Source organism: Auritidibacter ignavus, from assembly GCF_029853775.1.
In the GTDB taxonomy this organism is placed as follows: Bacteria; Actinomycetota; Actinomycetes; order Actinomycetales; family Micrococcaceae; genus Auritidibacter; species Auritidibacter ignavus.
Window position 1 is genome coordinate 2,394,917 of the sequence record NZ_CP122564.1, and the last position, 18,329, is coordinate 2,413,245.

Annotated in this window: 14 protein-coding genes, 2 tRNA genes and 1 pseudogene; 12 read left to right on the plus strand and 5 right to left on the minus strand. The window is 59.7% G+C overall.

Features of this window, described 5'->3' with window-relative positions; genetic code table 11:
- Positions 1–9: 9 nt before the first annotated feature.
- Positions 10–1,461, minus strand: a complete 1,452-nt coding sequence (locus tag QDX22_RS10815) for a DUF3375 domain-containing protein (RefSeq protein ID WP_279717860.1) — start codon at positions 1,459–1,461, stop codon at positions 10–12.
- Positions 1,462–1,675: 214 nt separating this feature from the next.
- On the opposite strand from QDX22_RS10815, the pseudogene QDX22_RS10820 reads away from it, so the two are divergent.
- The 9 genes and pseudogenes from QDX22_RS10820 to QDX22_RS10860 form a co-directional block, all read left to right on the plus strand.
- A pseudogene (locus QDX22_RS10820) lies at positions 1,676–2,673 on the plus strand (IS481 family transposase); the annotation flags it as partial.
- A 356-nt stretch (positions 2,674–3,029) separates the two neighbouring features.
- Positions 3,030–4,238, plus strand: coding sequence for a hypothetical protein (locus QDX22_RS10825; RefSeq protein WP_279717861.1), 1,209 nt, complete (start codon positions 3,030–3,032; stop codon positions 4,236–4,238).
- A 775-nt stretch (positions 4,239–5,013) separates the two neighbouring features.
- On the plus strand, positions 5,014–5,355 hold the full coding sequence (locus QDX22_RS10830) for a hypothetical protein (RefSeq protein ID WP_279695402.1): 342 nt from the start codon (positions 5,014–5,016) through the stop codon (positions 5,353–5,355).
- A 67-nt stretch (positions 5,356–5,422) separates the two neighbouring features.
- Positions 5,423–5,560, plus strand: coding sequence for a hypothetical protein (locus tag QDX22_RS10835; RefSeq protein WP_158524664.1), 138 nt, complete (start codon positions 5,423–5,425; stop codon positions 5,558–5,560).
- A 237-nt stretch (positions 5,561–5,797) separates the two neighbouring features.
- Positions 5,798–6,490 (plus strand): GntR family transcriptional regulator, encoded by a 693-nt coding sequence (locus QDX22_RS10840; protein ID WP_122549322.1) that lies wholly within the window; start codon positions 5,798–5,800, stop codon positions 6,488–6,490.
- Positions 6,487–8,004: an MmgE/PrpD family protein gene (locus QDX22_RS10845; RefSeq protein ID WP_425248465.1), complete on the plus strand. Its 1,518-nt coding sequence runs from the start codon at positions 6,487–6,489 to the stop codon at positions 8,002–8,004. The genes QDX22_RS10840 and QDX22_RS10845 overlap by 4 nt, the downstream gene beginning before the upstream one ends.
- Positions 8,005–8,053: 49 nt before the next feature.
- Positions 8,054–8,983 (plus strand): methylisocitrate lyase, encoded by a 930-nt coding sequence (gene prpB / locus QDX22_RS10850; protein ID WP_122549320.1) that lies wholly within the window; start codon positions 8,054–8,056, stop codon positions 8,981–8,983.
- A 47-nt stretch (positions 8,984–9,030) separates the two neighbouring features.
- The gene (locus QDX22_RS10855) at positions 9,031–10,173 is read left to right on the plus strand and encodes a bifunctional 2-methylcitrate synthase/citrate synthase (RefSeq protein WP_122549319.1); all 1,143 of its coding nucleotides are present in this window, start codon (positions 9,031–9,033) and stop codon (positions 10,171–10,173) included.
- A 193-nt stretch (positions 10,174–10,366) separates the two neighbouring features.
- A complete protein-coding gene (locus QDX22_RS10860) occupies positions 10,367–13,000 on the plus strand; it encodes a putative Ig domain-containing protein (RefSeq protein WP_166769893.1) in 2,634 nt (877 codons plus the stop codon).
- 59 nt (positions 13,001–13,059) lie between these two features.
- On the opposite strand, the gene QDX22_RS10865 is transcribed toward QDX22_RS10860, so the two are convergent.
- The 3 genes from QDX22_RS10865 to tadA form a co-directional block, all read right to left on the minus strand.
- Positions 13,060–14,556: a purine-cytosine permease family protein gene (locus QDX22_RS10865; protein WP_279717862.1), complete on the minus strand. Its 1,497-nt coding sequence runs from the start codon at positions 14,554–14,556 to the stop codon at positions 13,060–13,062.
- Between the two features lie 238 nt (positions 14,557–14,794).
- Positions 14,795–14,882: transfer RNA gene (locus QDX22_RS10870), tRNA-Ser, on the minus strand.
- 75 nt (positions 14,883–14,957) lie between these two features.
- Positions 14,958–15,413, minus strand: coding sequence for a tRNA adenosine(34) deaminase TadA (gene tadA / locus QDX22_RS10875; protein ID WP_279587211.1), 456 nt, complete (start codon positions 15,411–15,413; stop codon positions 14,958–14,960).
- 109 nt (positions 15,414–15,522) lie between these two features.
- Here tadA and upp point away from each other — a divergent pair, with 109 nt between their 5' ends.
- From upp to QDX22_RS10890, 3 genes are all read left to right on the plus strand, one after another.
- A complete protein-coding gene (upp, locus tag QDX22_RS10880; RefSeq protein ID WP_110101199.1) occupies positions 15,523–16,158 on the plus strand; it encodes a uracil phosphoribosyltransferase in 636 nt (211 codons plus the stop codon).
- A gap of 259 nt (positions 16,159–16,417) precedes the next feature.
- A complete protein-coding gene (locus tag QDX22_RS10885; protein ID WP_110099872.1) occupies positions 16,418–17,236 on the plus strand; it encodes a winged helix-turn-helix domain-containing protein in 819 nt (272 codons plus the stop codon).
- Positions 17,237–17,272: 36 nt separating this feature from the next.
- Positions 17,273–17,806 (plus strand): SixA phosphatase family protein, encoded by a 534-nt coding sequence (locus tag QDX22_RS10890; RefSeq protein ID WP_110101198.1) that lies wholly within the window; start codon positions 17,273–17,275, stop codon positions 17,804–17,806.
- A gap of 120 nt (positions 17,807–17,926) precedes the next feature.
- Here QDX22_RS10890 and QDX22_RS10895 read toward each other — a convergent pair.
- Positions 17,927–18,000, minus strand: a tRNA-Arg gene (locus QDX22_RS10895).
- Positions 18,001–18,329 lie beyond the last annotated feature (329 nt).

An 18,329-nucleotide genomic window follows, 5' to 3' on the forward strand; every position in this document is an offset into this window, starting at 1 on the left:
GCAGTGTCCTCAAGATCTGGTCACCTTAATCTGTGCAAGCCGCACCTGGTACGTGAGTTCGTCATCCTGGGCTTCAATGGTCGATTCAACATCGTCGTTGATATTCACCTGAACATCCTCAGCCGGCAGGGACAGATAGCCGATGAGTTCGCTCACGCCCTGTTCTATCGGGTACATCTGCACAATGTCGTCCAGCAGCGCCGATTCGCCCTGCGGGATGATCGCGGCCAGCTGGCTCAAGAGTTTCGTCTGGTCAACAAAGACCTGCGACGTAAGCGCAGTGGTGTCGACGTTTTCGGCCTCGCTGGGTTGTAGGAGACTGTCGACCTCGGCGGTTGGACGCACGTCATACAGTGGGCGTTCCAACGGCAAAGCAACATCAATGCCCGGGACATCGACTTCGATGCCGACGGGAGAGTCCTTCTTCGGCGCTTGCGCACGGACATCGACGGCATGGCGCTCGATGTCTTTTACCAGTTCCAGAACCCTGCGGTTTTCCACCCAGATTTGGTCATCCAGGAATCTGCGAAACTGTTCAGATATCTGGCGCACCGTCTGCTGAGTGCGCTCAGCGGCATCCGCCCAGTTGTGATGGATAGTGCGCAACCGGCTATCTGTCTGTATCTGGGCAAGTTCCGACACGCGGCCAAGCAGCTCCGACAGTTCTTCTTGTCTGGCCTCCGACAACAGCAGGTCATAAAACGCCTGAAAGCTGCGGCCCTGATCCGAACTATCGATATTGGCCCTGGTCGACACCAGTTCATCCAACAGTTCGCCGCGGCTGCCCTGCCACGTGGCGATCTTTTCTCGAGCACTCCGATCCAACGAACGGAAGTTTTCCTCCACCTGTCGAAAGTCCGCCAACAGTTCCCTGGCGGTGGACGTGAACTGCTGATACCGATCCCTCAGCCTGGTGCCATCGAGCATGCCAAACTGCGGGTCCTCGTCAATCTGGCGAATCTCGCGGTCAATTGAATCGCGGCGCCGTTTGAGTTCCGCAATACGTTCCTCAGGATCTTCTTCCGAACCCATCGAGATCTGCCGCAGCAGCTCTACAATCGTCTGCAGCCTCGACTCGGTGGCCACAAACGGGCGCACCTGCAGGCCGAGCACCCACGAATACGCCTTCTCCAGCGCAGGCGTGGCGTCGTAGTGAAGCTCGTCAGAATCCACCGGGTAGAACCTGCGCAGCCAACCGGAATCGTCTGCCGCCCAATCCTCTAAATAATCCGTCGGGTCCTTGGGGTATGGCGCTGGTTCGTCAAGGCTGAAGGCCTGGTCATTCAGCCCGTAGAGCTCGTCATCCAGCGCACCCGCAAGTGTGCTGGCGGCCGTGGCCCCGTGGTTTTCCTCGATGAAATGCCGACCCAAGAACGACAAAATCAAGGGCGCGTTCTGCGCGCGCAGCAGCTTCCACGCGGGGTTCAGACGGCGCAGCCGGTCGATCTGTTCGGTATCCATAACGCTCCAAGGTTAGCCGGGAAATAAGGGGGATAACAAGGGATGAGGTGGCGGCTCCTCCCGGGGCCTCTCCGGCCCGTTCTCACGCGGCTCGCCATAGTCTGTGGCCTAGCTGTAGTTCCTCGACACGTTGTGAACGGTCGGTGACCTCAGCGGAGACCTCCGATATCGATGTGGGTAACCACACTCACGAATCGATAAACGGACGTCTCCTATGGTTCACCGTAGGTCACCGCTGACCCCTGAGGGAAGACGACGCATCGTAGCCCTGGTCATCGAGGATGGGTGGTCCCAGCGTCGGGTCGCTGAACGCTTCCAGGTCTGCCCAGCCACAGTCAGCAAATGGGCCAAACGCCACCGGGAGGGCCACGGGCTTAACGACCGCTCTAGCCGCCCTCACTACAGCCCCCGGCGTCTGCCTCAGCGTGCTGAGCGGGGCATCATCGCACTGCGGTTCACCAGGCAGTGGGGCCCTCACCGGATCGGCGCGCACCTGGGCATCCCCCGCTCCACGGTGGGACGGGTGCTCACCCGGTACCGGATGCCGTCCCTGGAGTGGATCGATCAGGCCACCGGGCTGCCAGTACGCCGCCCGGCTACGAACAGGTACGAAGCCCGCGCCCCAGGTGAACTGGTGCATGTAGATATCAAGAAGCTGGGCAAGATCCCTGATGGTGGCGGCTGGCGAGTCCACGGCAGAGGCTCATCCCAAGCGTTGAAAGCACTGGCCAAGACGCAGAAGGCTGCCGCCCAGGGCGCTGCCCCGGGCCGGGGATACCGGTACCTGCATCACGCTGTCGATGACTACTCCCGGGTGGTCTACTCCGAGATTCTCGATGATGAGCGCAAGCACACCGCCGCCGAGTTCTGGAAACGAGCACGTGCCTTCTTCCACACCATCGGCGTCGAAGTCACCGCAGTAATGACAGATAACGGTTCCTGCTACCGCTCAGGCGAGTTCAAACAGGCCCCGGGGTGACGGGATTAAGCACAAACGCACTAAGCCCCTATAGGCCCCAGACCAACGGCAAAGTCGAACGCTTCAACCGTACCCTGATGAAGGAATGGGCCTACGCCCGCCCCTACACCAGCGAATCAGCCCGAGAAGCCTCTTACGAAGCCTTCCTCCACCACTACAATCATCACCGAACCCACACCCCCATCAGAGGCGCTGTGCCCTCAGAGCGTGTTCACAACCTCACGGGGAACTACACTTCGAGTGACTCGGTGCCTGATGCGACGGTACCGATGGCGGAAACACCGCCGGCGACGCCGCCGTCGCCGACATCACCGCCAACCCCGAACGTAGCCCCGCAACAACCCGACTACGGTATCCCTGTTGACGCTGGACATTCGGTTGATGCTGAGCTTCCTGCTGAGGCCAGTATGCCGGCAATCTCGGCTGATCCAGTAGCTACGAATCAAGGATACGCCCCCGGTGCCCAGGCATCTCCCGAGGCGTATACCCAGCCTGCGGTAGCCAAGCCGATGTCCCGAAAGACGAAGCGGAACTTGTTGATCGTCTTGATTGCCGTCGTAGTGCTGGCGGGGCTCATCGTGGGCTCATCGTGGCGTTTTTCGTGACCCGCAGTGTGCTGGCTTCCAGTACCTTTGGGCCCGATAAGAAAGTGGAGGAATACTTGCAAGCCGTGGTAGACGGTGAAGCCTCGACCGCGGTGGAACTGGCCGACCCGAATGTGACTAATGATCGGCGAGGCCTGCTGAATGATGAAGTTTATGCGGCAGTCGAGAATCGTCCTACCGAATACCGCATCGGTGAGGTTGGTGAACAAGACGATGCTGGGAATGTCACGGTCGAAGCGTTTTTGACTCAGGACGGCCGGGAATATCCGATCACTGTGGAACTGACCGCCGAGGGTAACCAGGCAGTCCTCTTCGACGACTGGAGGATAACCTCTGCACCGTGGAGTTACGTCTACATGAGCCAGGGCCCCTCTACGCTGGAAGTTAACGGTGTAGAGACTGAGCTGTCACCTGCGACAGAAGGAACGGAGATTTCCGAGGGACCCAGCCCGGAGGACTCGGACTACTTTTCGGATGAACCCCAGGATGGTGATGTCGACGTCCCCAGCCTAGATGAACCAGGTATGATGCCGGCCCTCCCCGGTACCTATACTTTCCAGGCGCCTGAAGGTAGCACCTATGTCTTCTACGGTGATGATATTTCCATCACCGTCACTGCGGAGACATCAGATCCGACAGCCGCTGAAATCGTACACTTTGAACAGCAATACACCGATCAGCTGATCGAGGATGTGGTCGCTGACGTCGAATCCAGATTGGCTTCCTGCGTGACCAATGAGAACGTGATTGTGGTGCCTGAATGTGAGGCAGTTTCCTATGAGTCAACCATCTACGAGGCCACCCGCATTGTCTCGCGTAACTGGAGCGAAGGTCCCACGATCCGGTTGAACTCCGATAACGACTCAGGGTATAGCTTAGGCGATGATCAGGTTCCTGCCGAGGAGCTTACTGGCGACTTGTTTGTCACCGTCGACGCGGAGCTTGAGATCGAGTACGAATACCGTGATGAGGGTGACGAAGACTGGGAAGAGAGTTCCACCACCCTCAATCTATTCACCCCGCTGAGTGTAACGGATGAGGCGCTTTCAGTTGTGGTGGATGGTGATTCCTTGAGTGTTGATTACTCTTCCTTGCGAGAGATGAACCCCTCGAATGTCAAGAGTGACACCTACAGTAACTATGATTCTCCCGCTGAGCCATCCAATGGTGAGGATGGGCCGGATGAGACATAGTAGTTCGACCTATCGGGGGAACGATCAGAAATGATCCCGGCAACGTATTCAGCAATCTGTCGTGACTATTGCTGAAAACGTCGGCCGAAGGTATCCGTTCACAGGAATAACGCGCGAATCGATTACTGCGCCTGCTGACGACAACAGGTTCATCGCATGTAGGGGCTCATCGTATTCGAGGGTGTGGGAGACGTCTGAAGCCTCCGGTTTCGTGGGGGCTTAGGCCGGCCCGTTGGGCGTTAGTGGGCGGGTGAAAAATGCCAGTATGTCCTCTGCTCGGTTGATCCCTCACGGTGTGGGATTCAGCACCAGACGACTGTCCGTCGTGGCCCGCCCGACAACCCAGCAACCCGACAACCCGCTGGCCCGCTGCACCGGGCAGATAAGACCCTGCTGACAGGCACCCTCTGCCCAAGCCCCCATCACAACAACGGAACAGGAAGCAATCATGAACCTGTTGGCTAACCCAGGCTTCACCGTTGTCGACGTGACCTGGGGGCTCTACCAGGACATCGTCACCGCCTACAGCACCCGAGAGAGGCGACGGCACAACGCTGTTACACAAAGTCATCTCCGGCCCATACGATCCAGTCGCCGATGACTGGAGGAGCTCAAACGACTCGGACGAACACGCAAACCCCGAACAGAAAACATACTCGCATTCTTCACCCGCCCACCAACGCCCAACGGACCGGGCGAAGCCATCACGAAACCGGTAACTTCAGGCCCCTCCCACACCCCAAATACGATGCACCACATTCCTGTGGAGGCGGTTTTGACCCAGGGCGGACGGGAGCACACGGTCACGTTTGAACTCGCCACCGCTGGTCAGCGGGGCGTGGTGTTTGATGACTGGACGAGCACTTCCACAACCGAAGCGTACCTCCAAACCGCCGCCGAGGACCTGGACCACTCGATACGGGCCCCCACCGGTGGTGATGTCTGCCTTGCCTGGAACCCTTTGGGCCCCTTGCCTGGAATCTCTGTGTTTCACGGGTCTGAAGGTACAAACGACTCCTCGTGGGGCGGTGATGTCACCGTCACCGTGAGTGTAGATATCCCCGATCCCTCGGCCGTAGCATCCGTGGAGTTCGACCAGGGCTATACCGGGAGCTGATCGGTGATGTGGTCGCTGGGATCGAAGCTCGAATCGATGGGGTTAACACTGACAAATATGAGGGTGAATGGAGCAGGACGAGACCACCATCGACCCGCTGGATGTGTGGGACCTGCCCGATCAGGAATCCTTCGTGGTGACCGACGGCGAGTCCTTCACGCATAACGACCAGGCACCCATGAGGACCTTGACGACTCAGCCATGAGGGAAAGCAACCCCTCCCTTGCCGCGGACGAGAAAACCAGGAAGCCGACCATTTATCTGGGCAGTTTGCTATGCCCCGGGAGACAGTCCAACTATCCAGTGGCCATCTGGCCATCGTCCTCATCCTCATCCACCCCGATCCCCGATGTATACATCGACCGTGGGGCGCTGGCTGATGTTTGGGAAAAGTGCCATGAGGTATCGATCTCGAGCACGACTGTGTATACACTGGGGTGATGTGAGAGCAAGTGACCTAGCTTACGAAACACTTCGGGATGACATCATCCATTGGACCTTAGCCCCGGGAAAGGTACTGGCTGAAGTAGAACTCTCGGAGCGACTCGGTGTATCCCGCACACCGGTGCGAGAAGCCATTGCCCGGCTGGTCGCTGACGGCTTGGCCACCCAGCAGGGGACTCGAGCCACCACGGTCTCCGATGTTTCGTTGCCGGAAGTGCGTCACATGTTCGAGTTGCGCCGGTTGCTCGAAACAGCGATCGCCCGAGCCGCCGCGAGTGCTGATCAGATGCACCGTGAGCCGTTCGTGGAGTTGGCCGAAGCTTTTGAGAACGCTGCCCGGCGACACACACTGGAATCCGAACCCTATTATCAGCTGGTGTCCCAGCTTGATGACCGGCTCGACCAGGCCGGGCAGAACTCATATATCACCGCCGCGGTGAGAAATCTGCGGATCCACCTGCAACGGGTGCGACTGATGGCCCAAGATGATCCGGACCGGTTGCGCGCCTCAGCTTCCGAACACGCAGAGATCGCCCGGGCCGTGGCCAACGGTGATCCCGATGTTGCCCAAGCCGCGACCACCCTCCATCTGCACCACGCCCTCCGACACATTCTTGACCACGCCCTGACCCCCGCATTCAACGCCGCCATTGCGGCAGATCATGAAAGGACATGTGACAGAACATCATGAAAGACCATACAGTACGGGTTTACCGCTCCGAAGAGAACCTGCCCCGAGAAGAGCAACTGGCTTATCAGCTCGCTCGCGTTGCCGCCGATGAGGTCGAGGTCACCGAGGAAGTGCGGGAGATGATCATCAACCGGATCATCGATAACGCCGCGGTCGCCATCGCCTCCCTGAACCGGGCCCCGATTATCTCCGCTCGGTCGCAGGCCACTATACACGAGGTCTCCCACGGCGGGTCCGGTGCCTCGATCTACGGCGTGGAGACCAAAACCTCTCCGGAGTGGGCTGCCTGGGCCAATGGGGTAGCGGTGCGTGAGCTGGATTATCATGACACGTTTCTGGCCGCCGAATACTCGCATCCCGGTGACAACATCCCGCCGATTCTGGCCGCCGCCGAACACGTGGGGGCCTCCGGCCACGATCTGATCCGCGGTCTGGCCACCGGGTACGAGATCCAGGTCGATTTGGTCAAGGGGATCAGTCTGCACGCTCACAAGATCGATCACGTTGCCCACCTGGGCCCCTCGGCGGCAGCCGGTATCGGAACCGTGCTCAAGGCCGAGGTGGAGACCATTTTCCAGGCCATCGGGCAGGCGTTGCACACCACCACCGCGACCCGCCAGTCGCGGAAGGGCGAGATCTCCACGTGGAAGGCGCACGCACCGGCCTTTGCCGGCAAGATGGCCGTGGAAGCTATGGACCGTGCCCTGCGCGGGCAGACCTCGCCGGTGCCGATCTACGAAGGCGAGGATGGCGTGATCGCTTGGTTGCTGGATGGCCCGGACGCTGAATACACCGTCCCGTTGCCCGAGGCTGGCGAAGCCAAGCTGGCCATTTTGGATACCTACACCAAGGAGCATTCCGCCGAGTACCAGGCCCAGGCCTGGATCGATCTGGCACGCAAGTTGCACCACGAGCACCCTGAAGTGGCCGATCCGGCCAACGTCGAGTCGATCAAGATCGCTACCTCGCACCACACCCACTATGTGATTGGTTCCGGGGCAAACGATCCACAGAAGTACGATCCCACCGCCTCGCGGGAGACCCTGGACCACTCGGTGCCCTATATCTTCACCGTCGCTCTGCAGGATGGTACCTGGCACCACGTCGATTCCTACGCGCCCGAGCGTGCAGGTCGCGAGGATACCGTGGCCCTGTGGCACAAGGTCACCACCGAAGAAGATCCGGAATGGACCCGTCGGTACCACTCGCTTGATCTGGATGAGAAGGCCTTCGGCGGTTCGGTCACCATCACCCTGACCGACGGATCGGTGATCACCGACGAGATCGCTGTGGCCGATGCGCACCCGCTGGGTGCTCGTCCCTTCGGTCGCGAGCAGTACATCAACAAGTTCCGCGCACTGGCTGAGGGTGTGGTGGATGACGAAGAGATCCAGCGCTTCCTGTCGGTGGTCCAGGATCTGGAAAACCTGCCGGCCGGTGAGCTGGGACAGCTCAACATTCGCGCGACAGCCGGTGTGATCAATCCGGCCGATGATCCTCGGGGATTGTTCTAGATCTGGTCGTGCCTGACCGATGTATGTCGTAAGGAGAGGATGACACGCTATGTTGTACTCCACCGTCGCCCCCGAAGCGAAACGTCAACACCTGCGGGAGATTCTCAAACCCGGGGCTGCCGTGCAGTTTCCCGGAGCATTCAACCCGCTCAGCGCCAAGCTGATCTCCGAAAAGAATTTCGATGGCGTCTACGTCTCCGGCGCGGTGCTGGCCAATGACCTGGGGCTACCCGATATCGGGCTGACGACCCTATCTGAGGTGGCTACCCGCGCCGGGCAGATCGCCCGGATGACTGACCTGCCGACCATCGTGGATGCTGACACCGGATTTGGCGAGCCGATGAACGTGGCTCGCACGGTGCAAATGTTGGAGCTGAACGGCCTGGCCGGGGCCCACATCGAGGACCAGTTCAACCCGAAGCGGTGCGGACACCTAGATGGTAAGAACGTAGTCGACACCGAGACCATGATCAAACGCATTGCTGCTGCGGCAGATGCCCGGATCGATGAGAACTTCCTGATCATGGCCCGCACCGACATTCGGGCCGTGGAAGGCCTGAACACCGCCATTGATCGGGCCAAGGCACTGGTCGATGCCGGAGCGGATGCGATCTTCCCGGAGGCGATGAAGGACCTGAGCGAATTCGAGCAGGTCTGCCAGGCCGTGGATGTCCCGGTGCTGGCCAATATGACCGAGTTCGGTAAGTCCGAGCTATTCACCCGCCAGCAGCTGGCTGATGCTGGTATCGCAGTGGTGATCTACCCGGTCACACTGCTACGCTCAGCCATGGGAGCCGCCGAACGGGTGTTGGATGAGATTGCTTCCTCGGGGACGCAGCAAGCCGCCGTGGACCAGATGCTCACCCGCGCCAGGCTATACGAGCTGGTGGACTACGAGGCCTACAACACCTTCGACACCGGAATTTTCAACTTCCAGGTGCCCGGGTTGGACATTGAACAGAACGCTGAGAACCTCTAGACCCCTGGTCGCGGAGGGAACTAGATGTGGAAGGAATACTCTCAACCATGAGTGAGAACACCGAGATCAAGAAAGGACTGGCCGGAGTTGTCGCAGACTACACCGCCATCTCCAAGGTCAACGCTGAGACTAATTCCCTGCTCTACCGCGGGTACCCGGTCCAGGAGTTGGCCGCAGAGAAGTCCTTTGAAGAAGTAGCACTGTTGCTGTGGACGGGCGAGCTTCCCACCGAGGAAGAACTGGCTGCCTTCACCGAATTCGAACGCGCCAATCGGGCCTTGGACCCAGCGGTCAAAGAAGCCATTGACCTGTTGCCCACCGACTGCCATCCGATGGATGTTGGCAGGACCGCCGTCTCCGTTTTGGGTGCCCGCGACGATCGCTCGGAAGACTCCTCCCCGGAGACCGAGCTGGCCAAGGCTCAAGAGATCTTCGTGGCGTTCCCGGCCGTGGTGGCCTACGATCAGCGTCGCCGGCGTGGTCAGGAGATCATCGAGCCCCGCGATGATCTCAACTATGCCGAGAACTTCTTGTGGACGACCTTTGGCGAAGAGCCCGCCCCCGAGGTCGTGGATGCGTTCCGAGTGTCGATGATCCTCTACGCCGAGCACTCCTTCAATGCCTCCACCTTCACCGCGCGGGTGATCACCTCCACCCTGGCCGATATGCACTCAGCGATCACCGGTGCCATCGGGGCTCTGAAGGGATCGCTCCACGGTGGGGCGAACGAGGCCGTGATGCACACCTTCGAGGAGATCGGCATCCGTACCGAGGAATCCCGCGAAGAGGCCGCCGCGCGGGCCAAGAGCTGGATGGAACAGGCCCTGGCCGACAAGAAGAAGGTCATGGGCTTCGGCCACCGGGTGTACAAGAACGGCGACTCGCGCGTGCCGACTATGAAACAGGCCCTGGATGCCATGGTCGACTATTACGGTCGTGGAGAGCTGATGGGCCTGTACGACGGGCTGGAAACCGCCATGTCGGAGGCCAAAGATATCAAACCCAACCTGGACTACCCGGCGGGGCCTACCTACTACCTGATGGGCTTCGATATCGAGATGTTCACCCCGCTGTTCATCGCTGCCCGGTTGACCGGTTGGACCGCCCACATCATGGAACAGCGTGCCAATAACTCGCTGATTCGCCCGCTGTCGGAATACAACGGTCCCCAGGAGCGTCACCTGTCCTAATGTGCGGTGACAGCGCTGTTCGGCCCCGGGATCTGCTGTTGTGGCGGGTTCCGGGGCCGAGCTGGTGTCCGTCGTCGTTTTCGCGCGACGGACACCGTGCGAGCGGGCATTTGTCACCTGCTCGTGAAGAATTCTCGCAACGTTAACGTTCGGGCCATCTTCCGGTATGACGGGTGGTTTTACCCTAGGGACTATGCGCTTTTCACCATCACCACACCCTGCAGATCAACCACGAACCCTGTCACTTGCCGGCCTGGCATTGCGCGCTACGTGTGCAGCCACCGCAGCCGGTGCACTGGTAGCAACCTCTACCATCACCAATATCGCCCTCACTCCAGCCGTGGCAACCAACCAGGAACAGCCGACCGATAGTCCCCAGGCACTTGATCAGCAGGGCCAGACTGATCAGGACGAGCAGGAAGAGGTGCAGTTCAGCGTTACCTCGGGCACCTTTGACGAAGAGCTGGTCAACCCCACCGAACAGTCCTACGAGCAGGCACCCAGCGAGGTAGCGCAGCTGGACGAGCAGACGCTGGATACCAACTCTGAGGGCCCGGGGCGACAGCCGTACCAGATCTACCAGGTCGACAATGCTCGGGCCGGCCAGATCATCACCGTCACCGCCGTGGTGGACCCCAGCCGGAAAGTCCAGCTGATGGTCTGGGATCAGCAGGCAGGCGAGTGGGAGCTGGCCGCCGATGAGCAGGGGCAGGCCCCCGAGAACACCGAGCTCAATGCGTTGCTACGCGCTCAGGCCTTCAACGACCAGGGACAGGCCTACGTGGCCGTGGTCGGCGAGGACCCACACATGACCGGTTCCACCGAGTGGAACCCCACCGACGCCCCGGCTTTGGGTGGCTTCCGCGATCCCAGCACCTATGATTTTTCGATTGCCCACATCACCGACACGCAGTTCCTCGCTGAGGGGGCGGTGTCTGAGGATCCGGAAGTAGCCCAGCGCTTCGGTCAGGTCTACCGCGACCAGGTTGAGTGGATCGTGGACAACGCTGAGGATCGCAAGATTGCCTACACCGGTCACACCGGTGACATCATCGAAAACTACATGAACCTCAACCACTCCGCCGAGCACGCTCGCAAGGAGTTCGGTTTTGCCTCGCAGATGCAGCAGATCCTGGATGATGGCGGGGTCCCGAACGGTATTTTGCCCGGTAACCACGATAATAAGTGGGGCCGGGAAGATAACTCGCTGTACAACGAGTTCTTCGGGCCGGAGCGCTACGAGGCGCTCTCGGAGACTTGGGACAACGCCGAATACGGTGGCCCCTGGGCCGAAGGCGACAACGCGGCGCACTACGACCTGTTCTCGGCTGCGGGACAGGATTTCGTTGCCGTGCACCTGCCGTACGGTCACAGTCGCGAGATGCGGCAGTGGGCCAGTGAGATCTTCCAGTCCTTCCCCGATCGCGATGGGTTACTGTTCACCCACGCCTACCTGCAGGCTTCGAATAACGATGACGGTTCCATCTCGGGGATCGCGCCATATGGCTTCCACGGGTTCCTGGGGGGTGAGGGGTTCTACATTCGCGATGAGGTCGTCGAGCCCAACGAGAACGTCGTGATGGTGCTGTCGGGTCACTATCACGGTACCGCCTGGAACGTGAACCACAACGGTCCTGGTGCACCCAGCTTCGAAATGCTGGCCGACTACCAGAACTATGAGGTTGACGGAGAACGCCGGACCGGGTTCATGCGCCTGTTGCAGTTCGATGTGGACGACAGCGAGGTCACGATCAACACCTACTCGCCGACCTTGGACTCCTTCGACGCGCCCAGCTACGACACCTCGATCCCACGGAATTACATTCCTGAGTCGGACCAGTACACCGTGCCTATCTCCCTGAGCGCGCGCAGCACCATGCTACGGACCGACGAGGTGCGCGTGGGTGAAGCTGACGAGTCTGAGTCACAGGCACCGGTGCGTGTGGACCCGATCTCCGACGTTCACGGTACGGTCAACGAGCCCATTGAGGATGTTCAGGTCGTAACGCACAACGCGGAGACGGTCACGATCTCCGGTCTGCCGAGTGGTCTGAGCTATGACGGTGAAACCGGCGTCATTTCGGGAACTCCGACTGAGGCGGGAACCTTCACCGCTACCGTGACGGCTACTGGTGAAGCTGGTGAAGACACCCAGTCGGTGCGGTTCGTCATTGAGCCGGAACCAGAAAACCTGCAGGTGAGTATCGCCGAGATCGCTGATCAGACGGTGACCGTCAACGAAGAGATCGACCCGATCGCCGTTTCGGTCGAGCCGGCCGATGCTGAACTGGATGTCACCGTTGATGGCTTGCCTGAGGGCGTGTCCTACAACGCTGAGACCGGCGCGATTGAAGGAACTCCGACCGAAGAGGGAAGCTTCGAGGTCTCGGTGCGGGCTCAGAATGAGTCTGGTGACTCCGCTGATGAGATCACCTTCACGCTGACCGTTGAAGCTGCTCAGGAGGGGCCGACTGATGGGCCTGGTGACGGTGAGTCGTCTGATGAACCGAGCGAGGATCAGACCGAAGAACCGAGTGAAGAGCCCGGTCGCGACACCGATGGTGACGACACCGACGGTGACGACACTGACACCGATGACCAGGCCGGCTCTGACAAGGAATCTGGCGAGGATTCTGGCCAAGATGCCGGTGAGGACCAAGCTCAGGATACCGAAGGCGACACCTCAGCTGAGGACCCCCAGGCAACTGAAGACAACGAGGGAACCTTGGCGGCAAGCGGTGCGACAATCACGTTGGGAGCGCTCGGTTTGGCAGCGCTGTCGATCGGACTGGGGTGGGTGCTGATGCGCCACCGTCGCCAGGTCTAATTGAGACCAGCGTGGCCTCGTGAGGGGGTCTCGTGCAGTCTCACGACCTTCGGGGAGTGCTACGCCGAGAGATTGGGGTGGGGCTCCCCGTCGTGTTGGTCGGCTTGTTGCTGGAGTGTACGAGCGCGAGCTTCTTGGGCGCGAACGATCGGACGACGTGCGAGGAAGGTGACGACGAAGCTGAGCACCAGTGCAACAATCACACCAAGGTTGGAGTAGGCCCAGTCGCCGTCTTTTCCGCCCAGAGGCCCCAGGAAATAGCCCTGCCAGTTGTTCCACGGCGCCTCGGCGGCGAATTGGTTGATCACCAGTCCCCAGCCGATGATCGAGCTGATGACGAAAGTCACCAGGGAAATCAGGTCCCAGGAACCATAAAGACCGCGGGGGTTGAATAGGGAGGGCTCGTGATAGTCCACGCGCCGGGTGAGGATATCTGCGATGAGGATGCCGGCCCAGGCAGCCAGGGGTACACCGAGGGTGATCAGGAAGGACTGGAATGGGCCGAGGAAGTCTTCGGCGAAGAACACCACCCAGATGGTCCCCACGGTCAGGATCAGCCCATCGATGCCGGCTGCCGCCGGGCGGGGGATTCGAATACCTAGGCTGAGCAGGGTCAGCCCGGAGGAGTAGATGCCCAGCACCGCCCCGGAGACTAGTGCCAGCAGTGCAGTCAGCCAAAACGGGATGATCGCCCAGGTAGGCAGTAGCAGTGTCAGCGTGCCCACCGGGTCTTCGGCGACTCCATCGACCAGGACAGGGTCGGAGCCGGCCAGTAACAGTCCGATGGTGACCAGGATGATCGGAGCCGCGGCACCACCGAGGGTATTCCAGAAGACAATCGCAGCGTTAGAGGCGGAACGGGGCTGATAGCGCGACCAGTCGGCGGCGATATTGATCCACCCCAGGCCGAATCCGGTCATGACCATCACCATGGCGCCGATAGTCTGTTGCAAGCTTCCCGGCGGGGTGGACAACACCGCAGCGAAGTCGATCTGGGGGATCACCAGGATGAGGTAGACGATGGTGACCACGCCGGTAAACCAGGTCAAAAATCCCTGGAGCTTCATGATCGTGTGGTAACCGGCCACCGAGGCGGCGACGATGACAGCGGAGACAAAAAGAGCCGCGATCACTTGAATCCCGGTGCCATCCCCCCAACCCATGGTGCTGAACACCGCACTGGTGGCCAGCACCGCAGAGATGGCCAAGAACGTTTCCCACCCGATGGAGGTCAGCCAGGATATCAGGCCGGGAACTTTTTGGCCGTGGACGCCGAAGGCTGCCCGTGAGAGCACCATCGTGGGGGCAGAGCCACGTTTCCCGGCGATCGCGATCAGGCCACAGAGTAAGAACGAGACGACAATACCGATGATCGACACAACGAAGGCCTGCCAGAACGAAATGCCGAAGTCCAAAACCCAGGCACCGTAGCTCATGCCGAAGACCGAAATATTGGCGGCAAACCAGGGTTTAAAAAGGTCGGCGGGTTTAGCGGTGCGTTGCTCGGGGGCGATAACCTCGATCCCCGTGGTTTCGACCAGCGGTTTGGTGCTCATAAATTCGGCCCCTTGTCGTTGTGGTGAAGAGTGAGTGCGTTTGTCAGTGATGCAGAACATTATTGATCAGAATGATGATAGTGACGCATTGGAGACAGGTGGTCTCAATAATGGAAAAAACTCACGGTGAACAGCGTCATAACCTGACACAGTAGCCGACCAGGACCCCGAGGTGCATAAAAGTGCATAAAAGAGTCCCACAACATAGCCAGAACTATGTCGTGGGACCTTAACTCGGCGGTAGCGGAGGGATTTGAACCCTCGGTACGGGGTTACCGTACACGACATTTCGAGTGTCGCACCTTCGGCCGCTCGGACACGCTACCTGAAGTTTCCCGGAGGAAACTTGACCCACATAGCATAGCCGACATTGCGCGCACTCTCCAATTGAGTCGATGTGCTTAGCGGCGCGCGCGGAAGAAGGTGCGCAATAGAGTAGCGGATTCCTCGGCCATGATGCCTGCGATGACTTCGACCTGGTGATTGAATCGTGGCTCCCGCAGAACATCCAAAATTGATCCACAGGCGCCGGTCTTGGGTTCCCAGGCGCCAAAGATCACGCGGGGGATCCGGGCGGCCACAATTGCCCCAGCGCACATTGCACACGGCTCGAGCGTGACGATCAACGTGGAGTTTTCCAGACGCCAATCAGCCGAGGCGGCCTGGCGGATGGCCAGCATCTCAGCGTGGGCGGTGGGATCGCCAGATACTTCGCGACGGTTGTAGCCCTGGCCAATGACAGTGCCGGTGTGGTTGACGACAAGGGCTCCGATGGGAACGTCGCCGGCGCGGGTGGCTGTTTCTCCGAGAGCCATGGCAGTTTGCATCCATGTTTCGAGCTGGGCGCGGTCCGGCAATGGGCCGGGCCCGCAGGGAGGATCACAGGCTCCTGTTTCGGTCACGTATCACAGCTTAGCCGTGGGCCCGTTCTCAGGAAATCCAGTCGGGTTGAGTAGAGTTTGGAGCATGCGATTCCACGTTGTTGATCATCCCTTGATTGCCCATAAACTCACCGCGCTGCGCGATGAGAATACGCCGTCACATATTTTCCGTCAGCTCACCAGCGAACTGGTGACGTTGCTGGGATATGAAGCCACCCGCGACCTACCCGTGGAAGATGTCGAGATCAACACGCCGGTTGCCGCGACCACAGGCGCCCGTCTGGCCGCACCCCGTCCGTTGGTGGTCCCGATCTTGCGGGCCGGTCTGGGCATGTTGGAAGGCATGATGACGATGACTCCGACCGCTGAGGTCGGTTTCTTGGGGATGCAACGCAATGACGAAACTTTGGATATCATCACCTATGCCGAACGACTCCCCGGGGATCTGGCCGGACGCCACTGTTTCGTTCTCGACCCGATGCTGGCCACCGGGGGAACGCTGGTGGAGGCTATCCGTTTCCTGCACGAACGCAAAGTTCGGCGGGTGACCTGCATTTGCTTGGTGGCCGCTCCGGAAGGGTTGAAGAAGGTCGACGAGGCATACCACCAGATGGACATCGATCTTTTTGTGGCAGCACTCGACGATAGGTTGACCGAACAGGCCTATATTTCTCCAGGCCTCGGTGATGCCGGCGACCGGCTCTACGGTACGGCGGAGTAATCCTATACAGGGATTTCTTGGGTCCAAAAGGAATGCATCGCTATATTACGAGTGATTTTTCTCATATTCAGGGCTGATAATTTCAGTATGTGGGATATGGGTGGGCCGTGTACTTGCGTTACGGGAATGTTACGGGGGAATCTAAGGGGATAGAACATTGTCGAGGCGACGCTCGTCTCGCCGGATGAATCGCACGATGGGAATGCGATGGATCGGGGACAGCGTAGTGTCGCAGAGTCTGTGTAAGGAATTGCATTCTATGTCCAGCTCAGCCCAAGGATACGTTCACATTTCCGTCCGCAATGCTCGCCGTCGAGCCGAACGGGCTCGGATGGTCCAGGAGCAAGCGCATCATACTTCTCGGCGTGCTGAGTCTGAGGCGATGCAATCTGATCATGCCCGCGCGGACGGGCAGGTGCGTGAGCCCTCGACCATGATGGCTCGTGACGAGGCCCACCCGGGTCTACAGCCGGTGGCGCAGGAAACTGAAGCGCGTGGATTCGTGATCTACGTTGGCATGGATGAAGGACTGGCCTCGGCGGCTGGTACCTCGCTGACCAGGCTGGCCAATGAATTGCGCCACTACGTGGAATCGCTGGTTCCCGGGGCGGATACTCACGCAGCTGTGGCCGTTGCCCCGGCCGGAGCTGCCGGTGATGACCTCGAGGTGGTCCGGCAGGTGCTGGGCGATCCGACGATGAATGCCGGGGTTCGTCCTGACTTGGCCCAGCCACCAGCTCCCGTCTCGACACGTCAGCCCGGTGTCTTGATCGACCTGGCCCGCCGCGAAGTGTTGCTGGACGGTGAGCCGTTGAATCTGACTTTCAAAGAGTTCGAGTTGTTGAATTACCTGATCGACAACGGATCCCGCACGGTGAATCGTGACGAGCTGTTGCACGCGCTGTGGGATGAAAGCGATGAGGTCCCCAATGAACGCACCATTGATGTGCATATCCGCCGCTTGCGCTCCAAGCTGGGACGTCTCTCCGGCACGGTACGTACGGTGCGCGGTCAGGGGTACCGCTTCTACGAGCACCCCGAAGTGGTGGTCTGGGCTGCTCCGGAATATTCCATTTAGATCGGGTGGCCACGATAGCAGTGAGGGTATGCCGTGATGACTGTGCGAGGTAACGATCAGCAGAAAACATTAGTGATCATCCGGCACGCTCAAGCCGAACACGGTCTGGGGGTGGCTGACCATGAACGCACTTTATCAGCCACCGGAGCTCAAGACGCCCCGGAAGCGGGGAAGTGGCTTCTGACTCGGGGGCTGATCCCCGATCAGATCATCACCTCGGATGCGGTACGCACCCGACAGACCACCACCTGGGTTCTCTCCGAGCTCGGCGAGCAGGCGGTGACTCCGGCGTTGGATCCACGGCTTTATGAGGCCACCGCGGCCCAGGCGCTATCGGTGATCAATGAAACCGAAGAATCTGTGCGCACACTGTGTGTGGTGGGACATATGCCGTGGGTACAAGACCTCGGGATGCGACTGGCCTCGGTCGCTTCTGACGAGCAATCGGTGATCCGGATGGCCGAGCATTACCCCACGCTGGGCATCCAAGTTTTTGAGATCTCAGCGCGTTGGGCGGAGCTGGATGGGCGGGATGCGCGCATGGTGGATTTCATCGCACCGCGGGGCTGATCAACCGCGGTAATTGGTGGTAATTGGTAAAGTCCGCAGATCGGGCCGAATACCCAAAGGGGAATGCTCCAAAAACTGAAAACCCACACCAGAGCGGATGTGATCTCGGACATAAAAAAGCGCGCCCTAAGGGATTCGAACCCCTGACCTTCTGTTCCGTAGACAGACGCTCTATCCAGCTGAGCTAAGGGCGCTGGGTCATCATGACCGTTGAATACTATACGCGGATCAGAACTGAATGCCAAATTGAGGCAAAACCCGCGTGAACACGCACCTCAGGTCTCGACGCGCAACGATCTCAAGCGACACCTCAGCGACGTCTAAGGGGCCGATATGAATAAGAGGGAAATTCCGCTGGGGCGCTGATAGACTGGCCACAGGAGTAACACTGAACTCATCACGTGCTGATACAACGGCGTGTTAGTGGCGATGATCCGATTGGTGGGCTGAGGTAGCTCCCAGCATCGGGTGGATGAGCGTGCTGACTCCGTTTAAACCGAGACCCTAGACTCTAAGGACCCAC